Origin of the sequence: Microbacterium testaceum (assembly GCF_003075375.1) — a bacterium.
Classification (GTDB): Bacteria; Actinomycetota; Actinomycetes; order Actinomycetales; family Microbacteriaceae; genus Microbacterium; species Microbacterium testaceum_E.
The window spans coordinates 1-22,121 of record NZ_QDFT01000040.1 but is presented as its reverse complement, the minus strand read 5'-3'; the positions used below and the strand labels follow the sequence as shown (position 1 = coordinate 22,121).

Here is a 22,121-nt window from a genome sequence, read left to right as displayed (position 1 = left end):
CTCCACCKCGGYSCTCGAGCGCGATGTCGACGATGCCCTGCTCGTCGGTGCGGAACACGACCTCGCGCTGCAGCACCGAGGTGGAGTTGTAGAGGTGCACGATCGCCTGCTTCGCGCCGGCGATCGCCTCGTAGGTGCGGGCGATCAGGTGCTCGCGGGCCTGCGTCAGCACCTGGATCGTGACGTCGTCGGGGATCAGGTCTTCTTCGATCAGCTGACGGACGAAGTCGAAGTCGGTCTGGCTGGCGCTCGGAAAGCCGACCTCGATCTCTTTGTAGCCCATCTTCACGAGCAGATCGAACATCACGCGCTTGCGCTCGGGGCTCATCGGATCGATGAGCGCCTGGTTGCCGTCGCGCAGGTCGACGGCGCACCAGCGGGGTGCGGTCTCGATGCGCTTGGACGGCCACGTGCGATCGGGCAGCTCGATTCGGATCTGCTCGTGGAACGGACGGTACTTGTGCACCGGAGCGGAGGTGGGCTTCTGGGTGTTCTTCATGATGTGTCGCTTCTTTAGATTCGTTCGGTGGGGCCGACGACGATCTCCGCGACGAGGAAGGCCCTTAGATCGAGGACTCGTCGCGGCAGCTAAGAAGAAGCAGGCCACCGAAGCGCATTCTGCGATCGTAGCAGCCCCGCGCGCGGCGGTTCACGCGCGGGCGCGCCACTCGCGCGCGAGCACCGCGCAGACGAGAAGGTCGCTCCACCGGCCCTTGAACTTCGCGTTCTCGACGAAATGCGCCTCGCGCCGCATGCCGAGCCGTTCCGCCAGCGCCCAGGACCGCTGGTTCTCGGCGTCGATGCGCGCGGTCACGCGACGCAGTCCGTAGACGGTGAAGGCGGTGTCGATCAACGCGCCCACCGCCTCGGTCGCGAGCCCCCGTCCGGATGCCGCCGGGTTCACGACCCAGCCGATCTCGGCCGAACCGGCATCGGGGTCGAGGTGGAAGAGCACGAGGTCGCCGATCACCGCGCCGTCGTCCACCCGCTCGACGGCGAGCACCACGCCGCCCTGCTCCCCCTCGAGGCTCGTCCCGCCGAACAGATGCCCGATCCGGCCGCGGATGTCGTCGGCGCTCTGAGGGTCGAACGGCAGGTAGCGGCAGACCTCGGCGTCGCCGCGGTACGCGACCATCGCGGCGAGGTCTTGCTCGACGACCGGACGCAGGCGTATGCGCTCACGCACGACCTCGAGCGTGTCGGGAGCGGGCGGCAGCGTGAACGTCACGGCAGCAAAGCGACCTTGCCGCCCGGGTGACCCTGCATGACGAAGCGCACGGCCTCGACGGCGTCGGCGAGCGGATAGGTGCGCGCGACAGGGACGTCGAGTTCTCCGGATGCCGCGAGCTCGAGCACCCGCGCGCGGGCGATGTCGCGGAAACGGGCGCTCTCGGGCCGCGCGCCGGCGATCCAGAGGATGCCGTCGGACTCGGCCCGGTCGGGGCGGACGATCGTGACGATGCGGTCGCGCTCGGCGACCAGGGCGAGGGAGACGTCGATGGCCTCGTCGGTGCCGGCGGCGTCCCACGCGGCGACGATCGGCGCCCCCTCGGCGGCGGCCTCGACGCGCTCGCGCAGGCCCTCGCCGTAGGCCACCGGGATGCCGCCGTACTGGCGGACGCGATCGGCCGAGTCGTCGGCATCCGGACCGACCGTGCCGATCACGCGGACGCCGAGCGCGCGCGCCTGCTGCAGCAGGCTCACGCCCACCGCGCCGGAGGCGGCGTGCAGCAGCACCGTGTCGCCGTCGGCGACGCGCGTCACCTGGATCATCTCGGCCGCGGTGGTGCCGGCCAAAAGCAGGTTCGCAGCCTGGGCGTGCGAGAGCGATGCGGGCTTGGCGAACACGTCGCGCGCGGGCACCGTGATCTCGGTGGCGTAGGCGCCCTGCACCCGGAACGCCACGACCTCGTCGCCGACGGAGAGCTCGCCCGAACCGCCGACCGCGTCGGGTCCGACGGCCGTGACCTCACCCGAGAGCTCGTAGCCGATCGGCACCGGGAACTGCGCGCCGGGGCGCGCCTGGGCGACGTGCTTGGCATCCGCGGGGTTGATCCCCGCCGCTCGGACGCGGACCGTCACCTCACCCGGACCGGGTGCGGGCACCTCGACGTCGTCGAGGATCCACTGCTCGATGGGTCCCGGAGCGGGAGCCGTCCACCTCTTCGCCATGCCTGCACCTTCCGTGTCGTGCGGGCACCGGGCCGTCGCCGGTGCATCGGGCCCGGGCGGGCCGTCGGTCAGAAGCCGAGTCGGCCGAGCTGCTTGGGGTCGCGCTGCCATTCTTTCGCGACGCGCACGTGCAGCGACAGGTAGACGCGCCCACCGACGAGAGGTTCGATCCCGGCGCGGGCGCGCGCGCCCACGTCCGCCAGGCGCGAACCCTTCTTGCCGATGATGATCGCCTTCTGGCTGTCGCGCTCGACGACGATGTTGGCCCAGACGTCGGTCAGGTCGCTGTCCTCGCGGGCGGCGACATCGTCGACCGTCACTGCGATCGAGTGCGGGAGTTCGTCGCGCACGCCGTGCAGGGCGGCCTCGCGGATGATCTCGGCGATGCGGTCCTCGAGGGTCTCGTCGGTGACGACGTCGTCGGCGTAGAGCGCCGGGCCCTCGGGCATGAGCGCGAGCAGTTCATCGCTCAGCACGTCGAGCTGGTCGTTCGTGACGGCCGACAACGGGATCACCGCCGCCCAGTCCTCGCGCAGGGCGTCCACCTCGACGAGGCGCTCGGTGATCTGGTCGCGCGTCGCCGCGTCGGTCTTGGTGACCAGCGCGACCTTCTTCGCACGCGGGTAGCCCGAGAGCGACTCGGCGATGCGGCGGTCGCCCGGGCCCACCTTCTCGGTCGCGGGGGCGCAGAACGCGATCACGTCGACATCGCCGAGCACCTGCTCGACCAGGTCGTTCAGGCGCTGGCCCAGCAGGGTGCGCGGGCGGTGGATGCCGGGGGTGTCGACCACCACGAGCTGACCGCCCGGGCGGTTGACGATCCCGCGGATGGCGCGGCGGGTGGTCTGCGGCTTCTCGCTGGTGATCGCGACCTTCTCGCCGACCAGGGCATTGGTCAGCGTGGACTTGCCGACGTTCGGCCGGCCCACGAAGGTCACGAAACCGGAGCGGGTGTCGGTCATCTGTCGTTCCTTTCACGCGCCGGAACCTCGTCCTCGGCGTCGTCGTCGGCGGGCTGCTCGCTGCGCTCGACGATCACGGTGGCGATGCCTCGATTGCGGCCGCGCGACGCGCCGCCGGTCATGACGAGGCCGGAGTGCTCGGCGGTCGCGCCGGGCTGAGGGATGCGGCCGAGGGCCTTGCCGAGCAGGCCGCCGATCGAGTCGACGTCCTCGTCGTCGAGTTCGAGACCGAACAGGTCGCCGACCTCGTCGAGGCCCAGGCGGGCGTTGACGCGGTAGCGGCCGTCGGGCAGCTCGACGATCTCGGTCGAGGGAGCGTCGTACTCGTCAGCGATCTCGCCGACGAGCTCTTCGATGAGGTCCTCGAGGGTCACCAGGCCCGCCACGCCGCCGTACTCGTCCACGACGAGGCAGACGTGCACGGCATCCTTCTTCATCTGCTGCAGCAGCGTCTCGGCCTTCATCGACTCGGGGACGAAGACGGCCGGCCGCGCGATGCGACGGATCGGGGCGTCGCGCCAGCCGGCCTCGTCGCGGAAGCCGAACTGCACGAGGTCCTTCAGGTACAGCACGCCCACGATGTCGTCGGCCTCGTCGTCGGCCAGCGGCACGCGCGAGACGCCCTTCTCGAGGAACAAAGCGAGCGCCTCGCGCGAGGTGGCCGCGGCGTCGACGCTGACCATGTCGGTCCGCGGCACCATGACCTCTCGCACGTAGGTGTCGGTGAAGTCGAAGACCGAGTGGATGAGCTCGCGGTCGTCCTCTTCGATGAGCTCGTTCTCGGCGGCCTCGTCGATGATGCTGAGCAGCTGCTCCTCGGAGGCGAACGACGTCGATTGCGGGACGCCGGGGGTCACGCGGTTGCCGACCGCGACCAGGCCGTGCGCGAGCGGGCCGAGCAGGATGCGCATGCCGCGGATGACGGGGGCGACGCCGCGCAGCAGACCGCGCGCGTGCTGTCGACCGACGGAGCGGGGACTGGCGCCGACGGCGACGAACGAGATGCCGGTCATGAGCACCGCCGCGGCACCCACGGCGAGCCAGATGTCGTCGAAGATGAGCATGAAGGATGCCGCGACCAGCACGGCGGCGGTCGTCTCGGCGAGGACGCGGATGAACACCACCGCGGTGAGGTGCGCCCCGGTGTCGTCGGCGATCCGGCGGAGGGCACGGGCGTTGCGCCCCGCGGAGCCGAGCTCGAGCAGGTCGGTGCGCGAGGTGACGCCCAGAGCCGCCTCTGACGCCGCCATCAACCCGCCGAAGGCGACGAGCAGCAGGGCGGCGACGAGGAGGAGGGCTTCGGTCATGCCCGGCGCTGGCGCTCGACGGCCTGGAAGCCGGCGATCAGCTCGCGCTGCAGCCCGAACATCTCGCGTTCCTCATCGGGCTCGGCGTGGTCGAAGCCGAGCAGGTGCAGCAGCCCGTGCGTGGTGAGCAGGATCAGTTCGTCCTGGGTCGAGTGCTTGGCCGCAACAGCCTGGGTCTCGGCGACGGCCGGGCACAGCACGATGTCGCCGAGGAGTCCCGCGGGGGTCGGCGCGTCCTCGGACCCGGGACGCAGTTCGTCCATCGGGAAGCTGAGCACATCGGTCGGTCCGGGCTCGTCCATCCACTGCACGTGCAGGGACTCCATCGCGCCCTCGTCGACGAGCACGATAGCCACGTCGGCGTCGGCACTGACGTGCAGCTCGGCGAGGTTGTACTCCATCAGGCGCAGCAGCACCTGCTCGTCGATCTGGTGGTCGGACTCGTTGTTGATCTCGATCGTCATCAGCGGTTTCGTCTCGGGAGGTGATCGCGGGGACCGGCGGCACCGGGGCCGCGTCGCTCCGCACGGGTGGCGAATTCGGATGCCTCGTCGCGCTCGCGTCGGTTGGCGAGGCGCTTCTCGTCGTACTCGCTGTACGCGTCGACGATCCGGCCGACCAGCGAGTGACGCACGACGTCGTCGCTGGTGAGGCGCGAGAAGTGGATGTCGTCGATGTCGCTCAACACCCGCGTGACCAGCCGCAGACCCGACGCACCTTGCGGCAGGTCGACCTGGGTGATGTCGCCGGTGACGACCATGCGGGTGCCGAAGCCGAGGCGCGTGAGGAACATCTTCATCTGCTCGGGCGTGGTGTTCTGCGCCTCGTCGAGCACGACGAACGAGTCGTTGAGCGTGCGGCCGCGCATGTAGGCGAGAGGAGCGACCTCGATCGTTCCCGTCGCCATGAGCTTGGGGACGATGTCGGGGTCCATCATCTCGTTGAGCGCGTCGTAGAGCGGGCGCAGATAGGGGTCGATCTTGTCGGTCAGCGTGCCCGGCAGGAAGCCCAGTCGTTCTCCGGCCTCGACGGCGGGACGAGTGAGGATGATGCGGTTGACCTCTTTGCGCTGCAGCGCCTGCACGGCCTTGGCCATCGCGAGGTACGTCTTGCCGGTACCGGCGGGACCGATGCCGAAGACGATGGTGTTCTCGTCGATCGCGTCGACGTACTCTTTCTGACCGGCGGTCTTGGGCCGGATGGTCTTGCCGCGCGACGAAAGGATCGCCTCGCCCATGACCTCGGACGGACGGGGCCCGCCGTCGGATCGCAGCATGCGGTTCGAGCTGGACACGTCGGCCGGGTCGAGGCCGTGCCCCGACCGGGTCATCGACAGCAGCTCCTCGACCAGTCCGCGCGCCGCGCGGACCGCCGCGGCCGGACCCGAGAGCGTGATCTCGTTGCCGCGCACGTGGACGTCGACGTCGGGATGCTCTTTCTCGACCACACGCAGCAGGCGGTCCTGCGGGCCGAGCAGCTGCACCATGGCCACGCCGTCGACGGCGATCTGCTCGACGACGGTCTCTTCGGGGGAATCAGCCACCGAGGCTCTTTTCGTTCAGGCCGCCCGCGAGGACGTGGGCGTGTACATGGAAGACGGTCTGACCGGCGCCCTCGCCGGTGTTGAAGATCAGACGGAAGTCCCCGTCGGCGTGCTCGGCTGCGACGCTGTTCGCGAGGCCGATCACCTCGGTGAGGAGCTCCGGGTCGCCGGCGGCGAGCTCGACGACGTTGCGGTACTGCGCTGTCTTGGGGATGACGAGCAGGTGCACCGGGGCCTGGGGAGCGATGTCGCGGATCGCGAAGGCGTTCTCGGTCTCGGCCACGATCTCGGCGGGGATCTCGCCCTGCAGGATGCGCGTGAAGATCGACGGTTCGCTCATGGCATCCAGTCTAGTGACGGCCTCCGACACCCAGGTCGGGTCGGAGGGCCCGCCGCTGCGTCACGTGCGGTTCGGGGCGGATTTCGCCGTTCGGGGCGCACATCTTGCGCCCCGAACGCAGAAACGCGCCCCGAACCCGGGAAAAGGGCCCGCTCACCAGCGCCCGTGCGCCGCCGACAGCACCGCGATCGCCGCGGCGCCCGCGGTCGAGGTGCGCAGCACCGTGTCGCCCAGTCTCACCGGTCGGGCGCCGGCCGCGGTCAGCGCCTCGAGCTCTTCGGGGGCGATCCCGCCCTCGGGACCGACGACGAGGACGACATCGCGATCGTCCGGGGCGGTCGTCTCGGTGAGACGGACGGATGCCGTGGGCTCGAGCACGAGAACGGTGGACTCCCCCGCGCGACGGACCAGGTCGGCCGTGCGCGCGACCGCCTCGACCTCGGGGATCCAGGCGCGGTGGGCCTGCTTCGCCGCCTCGCGCACGATCGTGCGCCACCGTGCGAGTCCCTTCTCGGCCTTGGCATCCCACCGAGAGACGCTGCGCGCCGCCTGCCACGGAACGATCGCGTCGACCCCGAGCTCGGTCGCGGCCTGGATGGCGAGCTCGTCGCGATCGCCCTTGGCGAGGGCCTGGACGAGCACGAACCGCGAAAACGGCGCCGGACGCTCGTCGCGCGCGGTCACCCGGACGTCGACCTGCTTCGGCGTCGCCGCGACGACGACACCCGACAGCCAGACGCCCCGGCCGTCGCCCAGGGTCACCTCTTCGTCGACGCGCACGCGCCGGACCGCTGCGGCGTGATGCGCCTCGGCGCCGGTGAGGGTCACGATCGCGCCCGGGTGGGCGCCTCCGGCGTCGTCGGTGACGAAGTGCAGCGCCACGATCAGTGCCGGAAGCGGTCGCGGAACTTGCTGAACATGCCCTGCTGGTGCTCGGCCAGGCGGGGCTTGGGGGCCTTGGTCCGCTTGGCGAACTCCTCGATGAGGGCGCGATCCTTGTGGTCGAGTCGCGTGGGCGTGACCACGTGCACGCCGACCTTGAGGTCACCGCGCTGGCTCCCGCGCAGCGGCGTGATGCCGCGGCCCTTGATGGTCAGGACGTCGCCGGACTGCACGCCCGGGCGCACCTCGAGGTCGACCGAGCCGTCGAGGGACTCGATCGTCGTGGTGGCGCCGAGGATGGCATCCGGCATCGACACCTCGAGGGTCGCGACCAGGTCGTCCCCCTCTCGGCTGAAGGCGTCGTGCGCCTCGACCGTGATCTCGAGGTACAGGTCGCCGTTGGGGCCACCCGCGGGACCCACCTCGCCCGAGCCCGGCAGCTGCAGGCGCAGACCCGACTCGACGCCGGCCGGGATGTCGACCGAGACGGTGCGGCGGGCGCGGACGCGTCCCTGACCCTGGCACGTGCCGCAGGGATACGGGATGGTCGTGCCGTGTCCGTGGCAGACAGTGCAGGGCTGGCTGGTGACGACGTTGCCGAGCAGGCTGCGCACCGTGCGCTGCACGTGACCCGAGCCGTGGCAGATGTCGCACGTGACCTCGCTCGTGCCCGGCTGCGTGCACGAGCCCTGGCAGGTCTCGCAGAGCACGGCCGTGTCGACTTCGAGGTCGCGGTGGGCACCGAAGACCACGTCGCCGAGCTGCAGGGTGACGCGCACGAGGGCGTCCTGCCCGCGTTCGCGACGGGACCGCGGCCGGGGTCCCCGTCCGCCCCCGCCGCCCTGCGCACCGCCGAAGAACGTCTCGAAGATGTCGCTGAAGCCGCCGAAGCCCGCCGCTCCCCCGCCGCCGAACGGGCTCTGATCGCCGCCCATGTCGTAACGACGGCGCTGCTCGGGGTCGCTGAGGACGTCGTACGCGTGGGTCACGAGCTTGAAGCGCTCGGACGCGTCCTCTCCCGGGTTGACGTCCGGGTGCAACTGGCGCGCGAGACGTCGATAGGCCTTCTTGATGTCTTCGGGGCTGGCGTCGCGTTCGACACCCAGGACCTCGTAGTGGTCAGCCACAATCGCCTTCCTGCCCGCTCACGCGGGGTTGTTCTCTTCGGGGATGCCGTCAGCGCGCGCTGTCGTCGTCTTCGAGCATCCGGGTCAGATAGTGCGCGACGGCGCGGACCGCCGCGAGGTTGGAGGAGTAATCCATGCGGGTCGGTCCGAGCAGCCCCACGCGGGCGCCGCCGGTGGATCCGTCGTACCGGCTCGCGAGCACCGAGGCCTCGACGAGGCCGAAGGGTTCGTTCTCGCGTCCGATGCTGGCCGACAGCCCCTTGTCGTCGGCCACCATCTCGCTCATGAGGCGGAGCAGGGTGACCTGCTCTTCGATGGCTTCGAGCAGAGGGTAGATGCTGCCGCGGAAGTCGGCCTCGCGCTTGGCGAGGGTCGCGGCTCCGGCCATCACGAGGCGGTCCTGGCGGAACTCCTCGAGCTCTTCGCCGACCACGCGCAGCACGGCGTCGGCGATCGCGTCGAGCAGGATCCCGTGCCGGGGGCCCTCGGCCAGGGCGTCCGCGACGCGGTGCGCGCACTCGGCGACGCCGCGCCCGACGATGACGGCGCCCACCCGCGCGCGCAGCTGCACGATGTCGGCATCGCTCGGCTCCACCGGCACGAAGGCGATGCGCTGCGACACCCTTCCGGTGTCGGTGACCAGGATGACGAGCACCCGCGGTCCGCCCAGGGCGACCAGCTCGACGTGCGAGACGTTCGCGCGGGCGAACGAGGGGTACTGCACGATCGCGACCTGGCCGGTCAGCTGCGTGAGCGCGCGTACCGTGCGCGCGAGGAGGTCGTCGAGATCGCCGGCCTCGTCGAGGAACGACGTGATGGCGCTGCGCTGGGCGGTCGAGAGCGGGCGCAGTTCGGCGAGGTGGTCGACGAAGACGCGGTAGCCCTTGTCGGTGGGAACGCGCCCCGACGACGTGTGCGGTGCGACGATGAGGTCTTCGTCCTCGAGCAGCGCCATGTCGTTGCGGATCGTCGCCGCGGACACCCCGAAGGCGTGGCGTTCGACGATGGCCTTGCTGCCCACGGGCTCGCGCGTGTCGACGTAGTCCTGCACGATCGCGCGCAGCACCTGAAGGCCGCGTTCGGACACCATGCGCTGCTCCTCCCGTTTGGCACTCGACTCGACTGAGTGCCAATTCTACGACGAACGTCCGACGCTCGCGCCGAGCGGCTCGCGGATGGTCGAGATGACCCTCGCGCCGCGCCCTGCCCTCGATAAACGCGATGCGTGGCGAGAAACGCGGGCTCGCACCGTTTCTGAGCACGGACGGCGTTTATCGAGGGTCTTGGCGGGCGCGGCGCCACCGGTCAGGCCGTCAGTGCCCGCACGACGGCGTCCGCGAGCAGGCGTCCGCGTCGCGTGAGGACGATGCGGCCGCGCACGGCATCCGTCCCCTCGATCAGACCGTCGGCGATGAGGGATGCCACGGCCTTACGCCCCTCGCCCAGGATCTCGGACACGGCCAGGCCTTCGCGGATGCGGCTGCGCAGCAGCACCGACTCGAGCCGCCGCGCGGTCTCGTCGGGGCGCTCGCGCGCCGCGGCGGGCGACTCGGACGCCGCCAGGCGCTGTGCGTAGGCGGCGGGGTGCTTGACGTTCCACCAGCGCAGCCCCGCGACGTGGCTGTGCGCGCCGGGCCCGAAGCCCCACCAGTCCGTCCCGCGCCAGTACGCCAGGTTGTGGCGCGAGCGGTGCTCGACGCCGCGCGAGAAGTTCGACACCTCGTACCAGTCGTACCCGGCGGCGGCCAGCAGGTCGTCGGCGAGTTCGTACATGTCGGCCTGCAGGTCGTCGTCCGGCATCTCGACCGCGCCGGAGCGGATCTGGCGCGCCAGCTTGGTCCCGTCCTCGACGATCAGCGCATACGCCGAGATGTGGTCGGGCTCGAGGGCCGTGGCCGTCTCGAGCGAGGCGCGCCAGTCGTCGAGCGACTCCCCCGGCGCTCCGTAGATGAGGTCGACCGAGACGTCCAGGCCCGCCCCGCGGGCCGCGGCCACGGCGGTCGCGACGTTCCTGGGATCGTGCGTGCGGTCGAGCGCGGCGAGCACGTGCGGCCGGGCCGACTGCATGCCGATCGACAGTCGCGTCACCCCCGCGGCGGCGAGCGTCTCGACGACGCGGTCGTCGACCGTGTCGGGGTTGGCCTCGACGGTGACTTCGGCGCCCTCGGCGATCCCGAAGGTCTCACGCACGGCATCCAGCATGCGCGCGAGGTCTCCGGCCGGAAGCAGCGTCGGCGTCCCCCCGCCGAAGAACACGGTGGATGCCGCCCGCCGCGCCGACGCGGCATCCATCACCTCAGCGGCCAGACGCACCTCAGCGGCGAGGGTGTCGGCGAAGTCGTCCTGTCGCGCGCCGCGCAGCTCGCTCGCGGTGTAGGTGTTGAAGTCGCAGTACCCGCAGCGCACGCGGCAGAACGGCACGTGCAGGTAGACGCCGAAGTCGGTGGACGCGTCGATCGGCAGATCGTCGGGCAGGCGACCGTCGACGGGTGCGGGGTCGCCGAGCGGCAGGGGTCCGCCCATCAGGAGGAGTACAGCGGCGAGATCGCGCGCAGGTAGCGCGCGAACAGGGCCTTGCGGCGACGCCGCACCCGACCGGTGAACAACCGGTAGGTCGGGGCCGTGGGGCGGTCGAAGGCGCGGACGACGAACCACACCTCGTCGTTCTCGCGCCACTCGATCGCGAACAGCTCTTCGCCGCTGACGATCGAGTGACCGACGGTGCCGAGGATGAAGCCGACGCGGCGGGGCTCCTCGAAGACCGAGATCACGCGCAACTCGGCGTCGGCGCGGTGGCCGTCGACCTTGCCGTGCAGGCGCACCCCGGTGCCGGGGCTGACGAACGGGGTGCCGTCGGCGGCGAAACGCTGCTCGGCCTCGAGGCTGCTGGGTGCGACGGGCGCACCCTCGGCGTCGAAGCCGACGCCCGAGTAGCCCGCGTTCGACGCCGGCTTGACGTCGCTGATGCTCAGCTCGCCGACGCGCAGGGGCGCCCACGACAGCAGCAGCTCGGTGGCCGCGGCGAAGCGCTCCTCACCGCTGCCGATGCGCCACGCGTCTTCGGCGGGCACCGAGTTCTCGGGCGGGTACTGCATGAGGTCGTGGGCCTGGGTGGCTCCGACCGCCGCGTAATCGACCGTGTCGTCCGTGAAGTTCTGCCGACGCATGATCTCCAGTCTCGGGGTGGCGGATGGGAAGGAGGTGAGCGCGGCCGCTACTTCTTGGCCTCGACGTCACCGGACAGGGCGGCGATGAACGCCTCCTGCGGGACCTCGACGCGGCCGACCATCTTCATGCGCTTCTTGCCCTCTTTCTGCTTCTCGAGCAGCTTGCGCTTACGGGTGATGTCACCGCCGTAGCACTTGGCGAGGACGTCCTTGCGGATCGCCCGGATGGTCTCGCGGGCGATGATGCGCGCGCCGATCGCAGCCTGGATCGGCACCTCGAACTGCTGGCGCGGGATGAGCTTGCGCAGACGCTCGGCCATGAGGGTGCCGTAGGCATAGGCCTTCTCGCGGTGCACGATCGAGCTGAACGCGTCGACCTTGTCGCCCTGCAGCAGGATGTCGACCTTGACCAGATCGGCGGTCTGCTGGCCGGCCGGTTCGTAGTCGAGGCTCGCGTAGCCCTGCGTGCGGCTCTTGAGGTGGTCGAAGAAGTCGAACACGATCTCGCCGAGGGGCATGTGGTAGCGCAGCTCGACGCGGTCCTCGCTGAGGTACTCCATGCCGAGCAGGGTGCCGCGGCGCGACTGGCAGAGCTCCATGACGGTGCCCACGTAGTCCTTGGGGAGGAGGATGCCGACCTTGACGATCGGCTCCGACACCGAGGCGACGCGCCCGTCGGGGTACTCGCTGGGGTTGGTGACCGAGACGGTGTCGCCGGTGTCGGTGGTGACCTCGTACGTCACCGACGGAGCCGTGGTGATGAGATCGAGACCGAACTCGCGCGACAGGCGTTCGGTGATGATCTCGAGGTGCAGCAGGCCGAGGAAGCCGCACCGGAACCCGAAGCCCAGCGCGACCGAGGTCTCGGGCTCGTACTGCAGCGAGGCGTCGGACAGCTTGAGCTTGTCGAGGGCTTCGCGCAGTTCGGCGTAGTCGCTGCCGTCGATCGGGTAGATGCCCGAGAAGACCATCGGTTTGGGGTCGGTGTAGCCGGGAAGCGCGTCGGTGGCGGGCTTGCGGTGCGTGGTGATCGTGTCGCCGACCTTGGACTGGCGGACGTCCTTCACGCCGGTGATGAGGTAGCCCACCTCGCCCACGCCGAGGCCCTTCGTGGGGACCGGCTCGGGGCTCGAGACGCCGATCTCGAGAGCCTCGTGCGTCGCGCCCGTCGACATCATCTGCAGGCGTTCGCGCGGCTGGAGTGCGCCGTCGATCATGCGGACGTAGGTGACGACGCCGCGGTAGGCGTCGTACACCGAGTCGAAGATCATCGCGCGCGCCGGGGCGTCGGCCGTGCCCACGGGGGCGGGGATCTTCTCGACGATGAGGTCGAGCAGCTCTTCGACGCCCATGCCCGTCTTGCCGCTGACGCGCAGCACGTCGGCGGGGTCGCCGCCGATGAGGCCGGCGAGCTCGGCGGCGTACTTGTCGGGGTCGGCCGCGGGCAGGTCGATCTTGTTCAGCACCGGGATGATCGTCAGATCGTTCTCGAGCGCGAGGTACAGGTTGGCCAGCGTCTGGGCTTCGATGCCCTGGGCGGCGTCGACGAGCAGGATCGCCCCCTCGCACGCGGCGAGCGAGCGGCTGACCTCGTAGGTGAAGTCGACGTGACCGGGCGTGTCGATCATGTTGAGCGCGAACGTGCCGTCGGCGGTGGCCCACGGCATCCGCACCGCTTGCGACTTGATCGTGATGCCGCGCTCGCGCTCGATGTCCATGCGGTCGAGGTACTGCGCCCGCATGTCGCGGTCGCTGACCACGCCGGTGATCTGCAGCATGCGGTCGGCCAACGTCGACTTGCCGTGGTCGATGTGGGCGATGATGCAGAAGTTGCGGATCTGCGCCGGCGGGGTGGCGGACGGCTCGAGGGGCTTCAGGGCGCGCGGTGACATGTTCCGTCGATTCTACGGTGGTGCGCCGACATCGCCGTCCCCGATGTCCGGGCCGGTGGCATCGGGACCCTTTTACAGTGGATGCCATGACGGTCCAGGTCGTGCTCGTGCACGGCATCCGCACGTCGGCGTCGATGTGGCGGGCCCAGGTCGCCTACCTCGGTCGGCGCGGCACCCCCGTCACCGCCGTCGACCTGCCCGGGCACGGCACCCGCCGGGGCGAGGAGTTCACCCTCGACGAGGCGTTCGCCACGATCGACCGCGCGGTCCGGGAGGCCGCGGCGCGCGGCCCCGTGCTGCTGGTGGGGCACTCGATGGGCGGCCTGTTGTCGATCGAGTACGTCGGCCGCGAGGAGCCTCCGCCGGTCGCGGCGTTCGTGGCGGCATCCTGCACCTCGCTCCCCCGCGGCGTGGGGCTGGCCGCCTACCGCTTCCTGGCGCGGCGTTTCGACAGCCTGCCCGACCGGGGGCTCGGGCTGACCAACCGCGTGCTGGACCGCACGCTCCCGCCCGAGACGCGCGACGACTTCGGGGCCGGGGGCTACGCCTTCGACGCTCAGGACACCGCCCTCGCCTCTCTCTCCACGCTCGATGTGCTCGCCGCCCTGCGCCGGATCCGCATCCCGCTGTGGTTCGTGAACGGGCAGTGGGACCAGCTGCGCGCGAACGAGAGACTGTTCACGACCGTCGCCCCGCACGCGGAGCTGATCGTCGTCCCGCGCACGACGCACCTGGTGACGGCGATGCGTCCTCGCGTGTTCGACGCGCTGCTGGAGGTGGCGCTCACCACCGTCGAGGCGTCGACCTGTTAGACTCGGTCCTTGGCTTGCGTGTGGGGTTTTTCCCGACCTCCACGACCGCCGGTGCAGCGCCCCTCTACCGCTCGCCCGGCACTTCCAACACTCACTCAAACGAAAGACCGTCGACGTGGCGAACATCAAGTCGCAGATCAAGCGCAACAAGACCAACGAGAAGGCGCACGAGCGCAACAAGGCCGTCAAGAGCGAGCTGAAGACGCACGTGCGTCGCACCCGCGAGGCCGTCCTGGCCGGTGACAAGGAAGCCGCCGAGAAGGCGCTCGTCCTCGCCGGCAAGAAGCTCGACAAGGCCGTGAGCAAGGGTGTCATCCACCAGAACCAGGCCGCGAACCGCAAGTCGGCCATCGCGAAGCAGGTCAACGCTCTCTGAGCCGCGATTCTCCAGGCCCGTCCCGTGTTGCACGGGGCGGGCCTTCGCTTTTCGCGCCCGGCGTCGGCTCAGCCGCCGACGAACCGGTGCTGCAGGCGATCGAGGGCGGGCAGTGCCGCCGTGATCGCCGCGACGTCGCCGGGGTCGAGTCCGCGCAGGGCCTCGGCGAGAACGCGGGTCGCGGACTCGTCGAACGTGCGCAGCCGCGCCTGCGCGAGTGGTGTCAGGGCGACGCGGGTGCGCCGGCCGTCCCCCGCGACGAGGTGCCGCTCGACGAGCTGCTCCCTCTCGAGCTGCGAGATCAGATTGCTGACCGTCGACCGGGCGAGGCCCAGGGAGTCGGCGAGGTCGGAGGGGGTGTTGTCCGCCGCCGCCAGCGCGCGCATGAGCTCGATCTGCGCGTCGGGGATGTCGGGCAGGTCGGCCGCGGACCGGGACGCCCTCAGCACCGCCCGCCGCAGGGGTCCGAGCTGATGCGCCAAGGACCCTGCGGTGCGCACGATGTCATCGATCATCGTCGAAGTCTAGGCGCTGAATATGTTTGACACAGAACTAGTTTTGTCACGAACTCATCGCATGGACATCACCACTTCTGTTGCACATCCCGAGCCGGCCCAGGATCTGACGGGCATCGTCGGACACCGTTTCATCTACACCTATGCGAATGGGTGGCAGTACGAGATGTACGTCAAGAACGCGACGACGATCGACTACCGCATCCATTCCGGTCACGTCGGCGGCCGCTGGGTCAAGGACCAGACGGTCGATCTCGTCGCGCTGGCGTCGGGCGTCTACAAGCTGTCGTGGAACGAGCCGACCGGCACCAGCGTCGTCGTGAACGTGCTGCCCGAGGCCCGCGTGCTGCACGGCACGATCTTCTTCCCGCACTGGGTCGAGCTCGACGGGCAGAAGACGGTGCTGTTCCAGAACGACCACCTCGACGAGATGCGCCGCTTCCGTGACGAGGGACCGACCTACCCGATCTACGTGGTCCCCGAATTCGCGTACATCACGCTGCTCGAGTTCGTCGGTGAAGACGACGAGACCGTCATCGACACGGCCCCCGCGGATCTGCCCGCCGGGTGGTCCGAGAGGAGCAACTGATGTCCCGCGACCCGCGCGTCTCGCCCCTGACCCTCGATCACGACGGTCGCACCCTGCGCGGCTGGCAGTGGGAGGCCCCCGAGGGCGCCTCGGCCGACGCTCCGCGCGTGCTGCTCGTGCACGGCTTCAGCACCGACGCCACCGGCGGGAACCAGCTCTTCGTGCAGACCGCGCGACACCTCGCGGAGCGCGGCGCGGTGGTGCGCAGTTACAGCCGGCTCGGGCAAGGCCTGAGCGACGGCGGCTTCGACGAGATCACCATCGGCGACGAGGTGGATCAGGTGGTGCGGATGATCCGCGACTTCACCGGCGGCGAGGGGGTCCACGTCGTCGCCCACAGCCTGGGCGCGGTCGAGTCGGCTCTCGCCGCCGCCCGGGTGCCCGAGCTCGTGCGGTCGCTCACGCTGTGGTCGCCGGCGGGTGTGGTCGTCGACGACATCACGGTGCACGACGCCATCCAGGGCCAGCCGCTCGCCGCCGCACGCGCGCAGGGCTGGTTCGATTTCGGGGGGATGCCGCTGGGCATGGCGTTCATCGACGAGGTGACCGCGGGCCTCGACGTCTACGGGCCCGTCTCGGCGTACACCGGACCGGCCGACGTCGTGCACGGTACCGCCGATGCGATCGTGCCCGTCGCGTACGGCGCCCGCTACGCCGAGCTGCTGTCGGGCGCGACCCTGACGGTCGTGGACGGGGCCGACCACGGGTGGTCGTCGGTGCCGTTCCGCCGTCGGCTGCTCGACATCCTCGACGCGCGGCTCGGTCTCGCGGGCTGAGCGCGGGTACCGCGGGGGCGGGGCCCGGCCCCGCGGTACCCGTCGACGCCGCGCTGCACGCCGGCGGTCGCCCGGCTCGAGGGGTTCAATCGCCGTAGGGCGCGCGGGTGGCGATCACGGTGATCATGCGTTCGAGGGCGAAGACGGCATCCCTCGATGCTCCTTTGACTTCGGCGTCGGCGCGGGCGGTGGCGTGGATGGCCATGCCGAGGGTGTTGCCGGTCCAGCCGACGAGGTCGCGCCGGGCGCGGTCGACCTGCCAGTCCTTCATGCCCAGGCGTGACGCGAGCATCGACGACGACTCGCGCGAGCCGGCGACGCGGGCCATGGTGCGCAGCTTCATCGCGACGGCGGCGACGAGGGGGACGGGGTCGGCTCCGGATGCCAGGGCGTGCCGCAGGGCGAGCAGCGCGGGGCCGTACTGCCCGGCGATGGCGGTGTCGGCGACGGTGAAGGCCGAGGTCTCGACGCGGCCGCCGTAGTAGCGCTCGACGATGCGTTCGTCGATGTCGCCGGGGACGTCGGCGATGAGCTGCTGGCAGGCGGCGGCGAGTTCGGTGAGGTCGTCGGCGAAGGCCGAGACGAGCGAGCGCAGGGCGACGGGGGCGATGCGTTTGTTGGCGGCCTTGAACTCGCCGACGGCGAAGTCGAAGCGGTCGGAGTCGCGCTTGACGGCGGGGCAGGCGATCTCGATGCCGCTCCCCTGACCTGCGCGGATGCCGTCGAGCAGCTTCTTGCCGCGGACGCTCGCGCCGGTGTGGCGCAGCACGACGGTCGCTCCCTCTTGCGTCTGCGAGAGGTACGAGACGGCCTCGGTGAGGAAGGTGTCGCTGCACTTCTCGACGCCGCTCACCCGCACCAGGCGGGGTTCACCGAACAACGAGGGCGAGGTCACGGCGAGCAGGGTGCCGGCCGCGTAGTCGTCGGCGCGGATGTCGGTGACCTCGAGGCTGGGGTCTTCGCTCTTGAGCAGGGACCGGATGCCGGCGATCGCCCGTTCTGCGCACACCTCTTCGGGACCGGAGACGAGCACGATCGGCGCGGGCTGCGGGGCTCGCCATGACACCTGCGGGATCGCCGATCTGGCCTTGGCAGGGGCTGCGCGTCGGGGGGCCGGGGTCACTCCCCCAGCCTACCGAGGGGTGCCGACACCGCAGCGACCGACGAGATCAGCACAGCGATCACTTCCTGCGGGAGGAGGCCCCGCTTTCTCATCTACACGGACGAGGGGGTCGCCTGGGACGAGGCTGGTGAGATGCCCGTGCTGGACGTCGATACGCCGGCCATCCCGGCCGGCGTGGTTCGCGTGAGCCAGGTCTCGACGTGGACGGTCCCCTTGGGAAGAGTTCGCAAGGTCGACGCCAGCCCGGGCTCGAGGTGGTGCAGCACGCAGTGCGCGCGGTAGCGCCCACGGTCGTCCCAGAAAACGCCGAGGCCGCGAACGTCCTCGCTTTCCGATATCAGTCGCTCCGCCTCTTCGAGCTCAGCGAGCGTCCACTCGCTCTCGGTGACGACGAGGTACGGGTCAACAAGCGGACTGAGCCGTGCAAGCGCCTCCTTGCGATCGGTTCCGCACGCGAGGCCGTACCATCCGCGCGGACCGGGAACGGCGACGAAAGAGAGGAGCGATGTGCCCCGCAGCTCGTCGCACGCGTCAAGGACTTCGGCGCGCAGGATGTCACCCCGTTCGGCGACACCCTCCATGTCCCTGAACGTTGCGGGGTCCAGGAGCGGCGGTGGTTTGACCCCGACGTGCGCATCAAACAGCTCGGCGTCCACGATCTGAGAACCGTTCCAGAGGCCGCGCACCGTGACAACTTCTCCCAAGGGTGGTTCGTCCAAGCCAATCACAAGCGCGGTATCGCCACCCAGTTCGCTATTCGGTCCGTGAAGCCGACCCTCCATATGTGCGGCAAGTAGATATCCGCTCTGGGTGTGAGTGAGGGTCCCGACGGCTTGCCCGTAATCCCCGGCGCTCAATGCAATCGACTCGAGGTCGCACATGACTCTCCGATCAGTTGGGTCAGCTTGCCGCCTCTGCACCGGTCTCGACGCAGGTTTCAGAGCATATGTATAAGGCGTCGGCGGGTGTGCAGCGCGAACCTGCCGGATTCGCTCGGGTCCTGTGCGAGGAGGTGGTGCGTACGTTCAGTGGAGGCGCGAAGTCCACCCCGGTAGTCACCCTCGCCGCGGTACCTCCGTCTGAGACGCAGGATCGTCTTGCCTATCCTGGATGCGTTCGGCGAGCTTCATAGGTGAGCCGACTTGCGGTGGGCGACCGCACGGGCGGAATCGGCGACCTCGCCCGCGCAGCGGCTGCGATGAAGGTGCCGAAGTCAGTACCCCGGGGTGCCGACACCGCGGCCACCGGCGCCGCGCCGTGGCGGAGGGAGGAGGGGATGCCGGGGCCTCGTCCGGTGCCGGTGACCGCTCGCGCCAGAGGCGGATGTCGCCGTCATCCCCGACCCAGACGGCGAGGGCGCCCTCTCGGTCCGTACGTCCGACCGCGGTGCCGAGGGATGTCAGCGTGGCGAGGATCGAGGCGGTCGGGTGCCCGTAGCGGTTGTCGGCTCCGACGCCGATGAGCCCGACGGCGGGGTGCAGCCGCCGATACAGCTCGGGATCCTGGTCGGCGCTGCCGTGGTGCGACACCTTCACGACCTGCACGCGCGGCACATCGATCAGGCGCTGCAGCTGTGCCTGAGGCTCTCGTCCGAGGTCGCCCAGAAGCACTGTCCGCGGAAAACCGGCACCGGCGACGTCAAGGGCGACGCTGGCGTCGTTACCCGGTTCGGCGCGCGGGAGCGGACCGAGCGCCTGCCAGCGTGTCGCGCCGATGGTTCCCGTCATCCCGACCTCCGCCGTGACGAGGCGTGCTCCCCCGTCCGCGAGATCGTCGAGCAGTCGCTGGTCTGCGACCTCCGCGATCGGACCGTGCAGTACGGTGCCCGCCCGACCGACGACGGCCGCCGATCCGCCGACGTGGTCCAGGTCGAAGTGCGTCAGCACGACGAGGTCCAGGCGCTCGACGCCGAAGCGCGTCAGGCAGGCGCGGAGAGCCTCGGGTTCGGGCCCGGTGTCGACGAGCGCGATCGCGCCCTGCGATCGCCAGAGCGTCGCGTCGCCCTGGCCCACGTCGCACATCGCCACCTGCCAGTCCGCGGGTACGGTCAGGGGGCCCGCGACCGTGCGCACGGCCGTCTGACCGGCGATGAGACCCGTGACCAGGCCGACGACGATGCCCGCTGCCGCCGTCGTCCGTCGCCACCGCGCCGGCGCGATGATGGCCACCGCCACGGCCGCGCTCACGGCCGAGAGGAGAGCGACTCCGATCGCGCCGTCGGGCCAGGGCAGGTTCTGCGCCGCGACGCCCGCTGTGAGGTGGGCGACCGCGGCGATCCAGGTGGCGGGCACCCACGCCAGGGCGGTGAGCCCGTCGCGCAGCCACGGGAAGGGCGCGATGCACGCGAGGGCTCCGGCGATGGTCGCGGGCGCCGCGGCGGGATCGGCGAGCATGTTGGCCGCCACGCCCAGCAGTGGCACATGGGGGTCGATGAGCACGATCAGCGGTCCGCACACCAGCTGCGCCGACAGGGGAACGGCGATCGCCAGGCCCAGGGCGCGCGGCATCCATCGTGACAATCCCGCGGCGAGGGGTCGGGCGAGCACGAGGAGGGCGCCGGTGGCGGCCGCCGAGAGGGCGAATCCGATCGACAACGACAGCCAGGGATCGATCACCAGCAGCACCGTCACCGCAAGGGACAGTACGGCCACGCCGACGGCCGGTCGTCCCAGAGCCAGCGCGAGGAGGGCGACCAGGGCCATGGCCGCCGCGCGGATGACGCTGGGCTCGGGCGTGACGAGGGCCACGAAGGCGGCGAGGACGACGGTCGCGCCACCGATGCGCACGGCCCGCGGGGCGCCGCACAGCGCGAGCACCGCGAAGGCGGCGCCGACGACGATCGCGCAGTTCGCCCCCGAGACGGCAGTCAGATGCGACAGCGACGAGGCGTTCATGGCCGTCTCGGTCGCGCCGTCGAGCATGCTCGTGTCCCCCACCGCGAGGCCGGGCACCAGACCCGCCCCCGGCTGGGGCAGCCCCACGGCGGAATGCGCCAGCCCGCGGCGCACGTCCTCGAGCGCGCCCCAGACGCCGGGCGGTGGGGTCGTGGCATCCACCGTCTCGGCGCGAACGAGCAGAACCGCGCGCTCCGTCGGGTCACTGGGTGATGCGCGGCCGGTGACGGTGACGGTGCTGCCCAGCCCGATCGCGTGCAGGGCGTCGCGGGCGTCCGCCGCGACGGCCACGCGCGCGGGGATGGTTCCGCCGACGCGGAGTGGACCCGCCGTCACGTTCTCGGCGATCGCATCGAACCACGCACTGCCGTCGGGACGGACGTCGACGCGTCCCGTCACCGTGACGGAGACGCTCAGCTGACGCCCGCCGTCCAGCCGCACCTCGTCGACGAGGGCGCGCGTGGGCGCCGTCGACGCCGCACCCCACGCAGCAGCGGCACCGAACGCGAGGGCCACCGTGACGACGACGATGGTGGCGCCGCGTCGGCACAGGAGCACGGAGAACGAGACGAGCGTCGCCACGACGAGCGCGAGGGCGAGGGGGCGCGGATCGGGCACGGCGACGGCCGCTCCCGCCGCGGCCCACGTCGTCACCGCCACGACGACGGAACGCAGGGTGCGCCGGCGCAGCGCTCGCCTCTCACTCACACGCGCACCAGGTCGCGAAGGCCGGCGAGCATCTTGTCGCCGATCCCCGGAACCGACAGCAGGTCGTCCACGCTGGTGAATCGGCCGTTCTCGTCCCTCCAGGCGATGATGCGGTCGGCCATCGCCGGTCCCACTCGGGGCAGCGTGTCGAGCTGCTCCCTCGTGGCCGTGTTCAGATCGATCAGCCCGTCCGCGGGTGCGGCCGCCCCCGCCACGGGTGAGCCCGAGGGCGCCGCCCCGACCACGGGCACGACGATCTGCTCGCCGTCGGCCACCGGTCGGGCGAGATTGACGCCGTCGCGCGCGGCGTCGTCGGCGAATCCCCCGGCCAGGGCGATGGCATCCGCCACCCTGTCCCCCACCTCGAGGCGGTACAGTCCTGCGCGCCGCACCGCCCCGGCGACGTGCACGTAGAGTCCCGCCTCGACGGGGGCGCTGGCGAGGCCGGATGCCGTCGGCAGCGCCGAGACGGTCTCGGCGCCGGTCGCGCCCCGGAACATCCCGATCGCGACGGTCACGGCGAACGCGACCAGAACGAGCACGATCACAGCGCCGACGCCGAGCCGGCGCCGTGGGTCGGGTGCCACGACCACCGTCTCGGCGGCGGTGGCGTCCGCGCGATCGGGGCCGGGTTCGATGGTCACGCCGACACGCTAAGGAGCCCGGCAAGGCCGCCGAGGACGCGCGACCCCAATCCGGGAATCGACCGCGACGCGCTCCTCGTGGGGAGGAACGGCGCCTCGCCGGACCGCCATCGTCGACGACGTCGCCGCGATGCGCCGCTACCTGATCGACGCCGGCCTGCTCACCCGCACGGCGGACGGGCGGACCTACGCACGCGCGGGCGACGGAGCGCCCCCGTGCGCGCCGTGAACGACGGATGCCACGCCCCCGACGCTCCGAGGAGCGCGAGGACGTGGCATCCGGAWCGTTCAC

At 70.8% G+C, this 22,121-nt stretch carries 23 protein-coding genes and 1 pseudogene; 5 read left to right on the top strand and 19 right to left on the bottom strand.

All coding sequences use genetic code 11. The annotated features are described in order from the left end of the window. From DC432_RS13210 to lepA, 14 genes and pseudogenes are all read right to left on the bottom strand, one after another. A pseudogene (locus DC432_RS13210) lies at positions 1-499 on the bottom strand (2-isopropylmalate synthase); the annotation flags it as partial. Positions 500-649: 150 nt separating this feature from the next. Beyond that, the gene (locus DC432_RS13205; protein WP_116538273.1) at positions 650-1,228 is read right to left on the bottom strand and encodes a GNAT family N-acetyltransferase; all 579 of its coding nucleotides are present in this window, start codon (positions 1,226-1,228) and stop codon (positions 650-652) included. Then, the gene (locus DC432_RS13200; RefSeq protein WP_116538272.1) at positions 1,225-2,172 is read right to left on the bottom strand and encodes a quinone oxidoreductase family protein; all 948 of its coding nucleotides are present in this window, start codon (positions 2,170-2,172) and stop codon (positions 1,225-1,227) included. The genes DC432_RS13205 and DC432_RS13200 overlap by 4 nt, the downstream gene beginning before the upstream one ends. Before the next feature lie 68 nt (positions 2,173-2,240). Next, positions 2,241-3,134, bottom strand: a complete 894-nt coding sequence (gene era, locus DC432_RS13195; RefSeq protein ID WP_108319177.1) for a GTPase Era — start codon at positions 3,132-3,134, stop codon at positions 2,241-2,243. Next, on the bottom strand, positions 3,131-4,441 hold the full coding sequence (locus tag DC432_RS13190; protein WP_116538271.1) for a hemolysin family protein: 1,311 nt from the start codon (positions 4,439-4,441) through the stop codon (positions 3,131-3,133). Before DC432_RS13190 ends, era begins: the two co-directional genes overlap by 4 nt. Next, positions 4,438-4,905, bottom strand: a complete 468-nt coding sequence (gene ybeY, locus DC432_RS13185; protein WP_058231539.1) for an rRNA maturation RNase YbeY — start codon at positions 4,903-4,905, stop codon at positions 4,438-4,440. The genes DC432_RS13190 and ybeY overlap by 4 nt, the downstream gene beginning before the upstream one ends. Then, a complete protein-coding gene (locus DC432_RS13180; protein ID WP_243393134.1) occupies positions 4,905-5,927 on the bottom strand; it encodes a PhoH family protein in 1,023 nt (340 codons plus the stop codon). The genes ybeY and DC432_RS13180 overlap by 1 nt, the downstream gene beginning before the upstream one ends. Positions 5,928-5,976: 49 nt before the next feature. Beyond that, complete coding sequence (locus tag DC432_RS13175; RefSeq protein WP_116538269.1) at positions 5,977-6,324, bottom strand: HIT domain-containing protein; 348 nt, start codon at positions 6,322-6,324, stop codon at positions 5,977-5,979. 153 nt (positions 6,325-6,477) lie between these two features. Next, positions 6,478-7,206, bottom strand: coding sequence for a 16S rRNA (uracil(1498)-N(3))-methyltransferase (locus tag DC432_RS13170; RefSeq protein WP_116538268.1), 729 nt, complete (start codon positions 7,204-7,206; stop codon positions 6,478-6,480). A gap of 2 nt (positions 7,207-7,208) precedes the next feature. Next, positions 7,209-8,333, bottom strand: a complete 1,125-nt coding sequence (dnaJ, locus tag DC432_RS13165; protein WP_116538267.1) for a molecular chaperone DnaJ — start codon at positions 8,331-8,333, stop codon at positions 7,209-7,211. 49 nt (positions 8,334-8,382) lie between these two features. Further along, complete coding sequence (gene hrcA, locus DC432_RS13160; RefSeq protein WP_116538266.1) at positions 8,383-9,423, bottom strand: heat-inducible transcriptional repressor HrcA; 1,041 nt, start codon at positions 9,421-9,423, stop codon at positions 8,383-8,385. Positions 9,424-9,638: 215 nt separating this feature from the next. Next, positions 9,639-10,856, bottom strand: coding sequence for a radical SAM family heme chaperone HemW (hemW, locus tag DC432_RS13155; protein WP_116538265.1), 1,218 nt, complete (start codon positions 10,854-10,856; stop codon positions 9,639-9,641). Continuing rightward, entirely contained in the window at positions 10,856-11,500 is a 645-nt protein-coding gene (locus DC432_RS13150; RefSeq protein ID WP_116538264.1) for a DUF1990 family protein, read from the bottom strand. The genes hemW and DC432_RS13150 overlap by 1 nt, the downstream gene beginning before the upstream one ends. Before the next feature lie 47 nt (positions 11,501-11,547). Next, complete coding sequence (lepA, locus tag DC432_RS13145) at positions 11,548-13,392, bottom strand: translation elongation factor 4 (protein ID WP_108317026.1); 1,845 nt, start codon at positions 13,390-13,392, stop codon at positions 11,548-11,550. 86 nt (positions 13,393-13,478) lie between these two features. On the opposite strand from lepA, the gene DC432_RS13140 reads away from it, so the two are divergent. Together DC432_RS13140 and rpsT are read left to right on the top strand one after the other, a co-directional pair. Next, positions 13,479-14,204, top strand: coding sequence for an alpha/beta fold hydrolase (locus tag DC432_RS13140; RefSeq protein ID WP_116538263.1), 726 nt, complete (start codon positions 13,479-13,481; stop codon positions 14,202-14,204). 115 nt (positions 14,205-14,319) lie between these two features. After that, complete coding sequence (gene rpsT, locus DC432_RS13135; protein ID WP_076675791.1) at positions 14,320-14,580, top strand: 30S ribosomal protein S20; 261 nt, start codon at positions 14,320-14,322, stop codon at positions 14,578-14,580. Between the two features lie 68 nt (positions 14,581-14,648). Here the strand turns inward: rpsT and DC432_RS13130 are convergent, their stop codons facing one another. Beyond that, positions 14,649-15,095 carry a MarR family winged helix-turn-helix transcriptional regulator gene (locus DC432_RS13130; protein WP_116538262.1) on the bottom strand — a complete coding sequence of 149 codons (447 nt, stop codon included), beginning with the start codon at positions 15,093-15,095 and terminating at the stop codon, positions 14,649-14,651. Positions 15,096-15,156: 61 nt separating this feature from the next. On the opposite strand from DC432_RS13130, the gene DC432_RS13125 reads away from it, so the two are divergent. Both DC432_RS13125 and DC432_RS13120 read left to right on the top strand, forming a co-directional pair. Next, positions 15,157-15,684: a phenolic acid decarboxylase gene (locus DC432_RS13125; RefSeq protein WP_116538261.1), complete on the top strand. Its 528-nt coding sequence runs from the start codon at positions 15,157-15,159 to the stop codon at positions 15,682-15,684. Beyond that, the gene (locus tag DC432_RS13120; protein ID WP_116538260.1) at positions 15,684-16,460 is read left to right on the top strand and encodes an alpha/beta fold hydrolase; all 777 of its coding nucleotides are present in this window, start codon (positions 15,684-15,686) and stop codon (positions 16,458-16,460) included. Before DC432_RS13125 ends, DC432_RS13120 begins: the two co-directional genes overlap by 1 nt. A gap of 85 nt (positions 16,461-16,545) precedes the next feature. Here DC432_RS13120 and holA read toward each other — a convergent pair whose 3' ends face one another. The 4 genes from holA to DC432_RS13100 all read right to left on the bottom strand — a co-directional run bounded on the left by holA (position 16,546) and on the right by DC432_RS13100 (position 21,829). Further along, on the bottom strand, positions 16,546-17,583 hold the full coding sequence (holA, locus tag DC432_RS13115) for a DNA polymerase III subunit delta (protein ID WP_116538259.1): 1,038 nt from the start codon (positions 17,581-17,583) through the stop codon (positions 16,546-16,548). 92 nt (positions 17,584-17,675) lie between these two features. Further along, positions 17,676-18,464, bottom strand: a complete 789-nt coding sequence (locus tag DC432_RS13110) for a hypothetical protein (RefSeq protein ID WP_133177941.1) — start codon at positions 18,462-18,464, stop codon at positions 17,676-17,678. A 174-nt stretch (positions 18,465-18,638) separates the two neighbouring features. After that, positions 18,639-21,185 carry a ComEC/Rec2 family competence protein gene (locus DC432_RS13105; RefSeq protein ID WP_243393132.1) on the bottom strand — a complete coding sequence of 849 codons (2,547 nt, stop codon included), beginning with the start codon at positions 21,183-21,185 and terminating at the stop codon, positions 18,639-18,641. Continuing rightward, a complete protein-coding gene (locus tag DC432_RS13100; protein WP_243393131.1) occupies positions 21,182-21,829 on the bottom strand; it encodes a ComEA family DNA-binding protein in 648 nt (215 codons plus the stop codon). The genes DC432_RS13105 and DC432_RS13100 overlap by 4 nt, the downstream gene beginning before the upstream one ends. A gap of 49 nt (positions 21,830-21,878) precedes the next feature. On the opposite strand from DC432_RS13100, the gene DC432_RS16940 reads away from it, so the two are divergent. After that, positions 21,879-22,058: a DUF2087 domain-containing protein gene (locus tag DC432_RS16940; RefSeq protein ID WP_431739686.1), complete on the top strand. Its 180-nt coding sequence runs from the start codon at positions 21,879-21,881 to the stop codon at positions 22,056-22,058. The last annotated feature ends 63 nt before the right edge of the window (positions 22,059-22,121 follow it).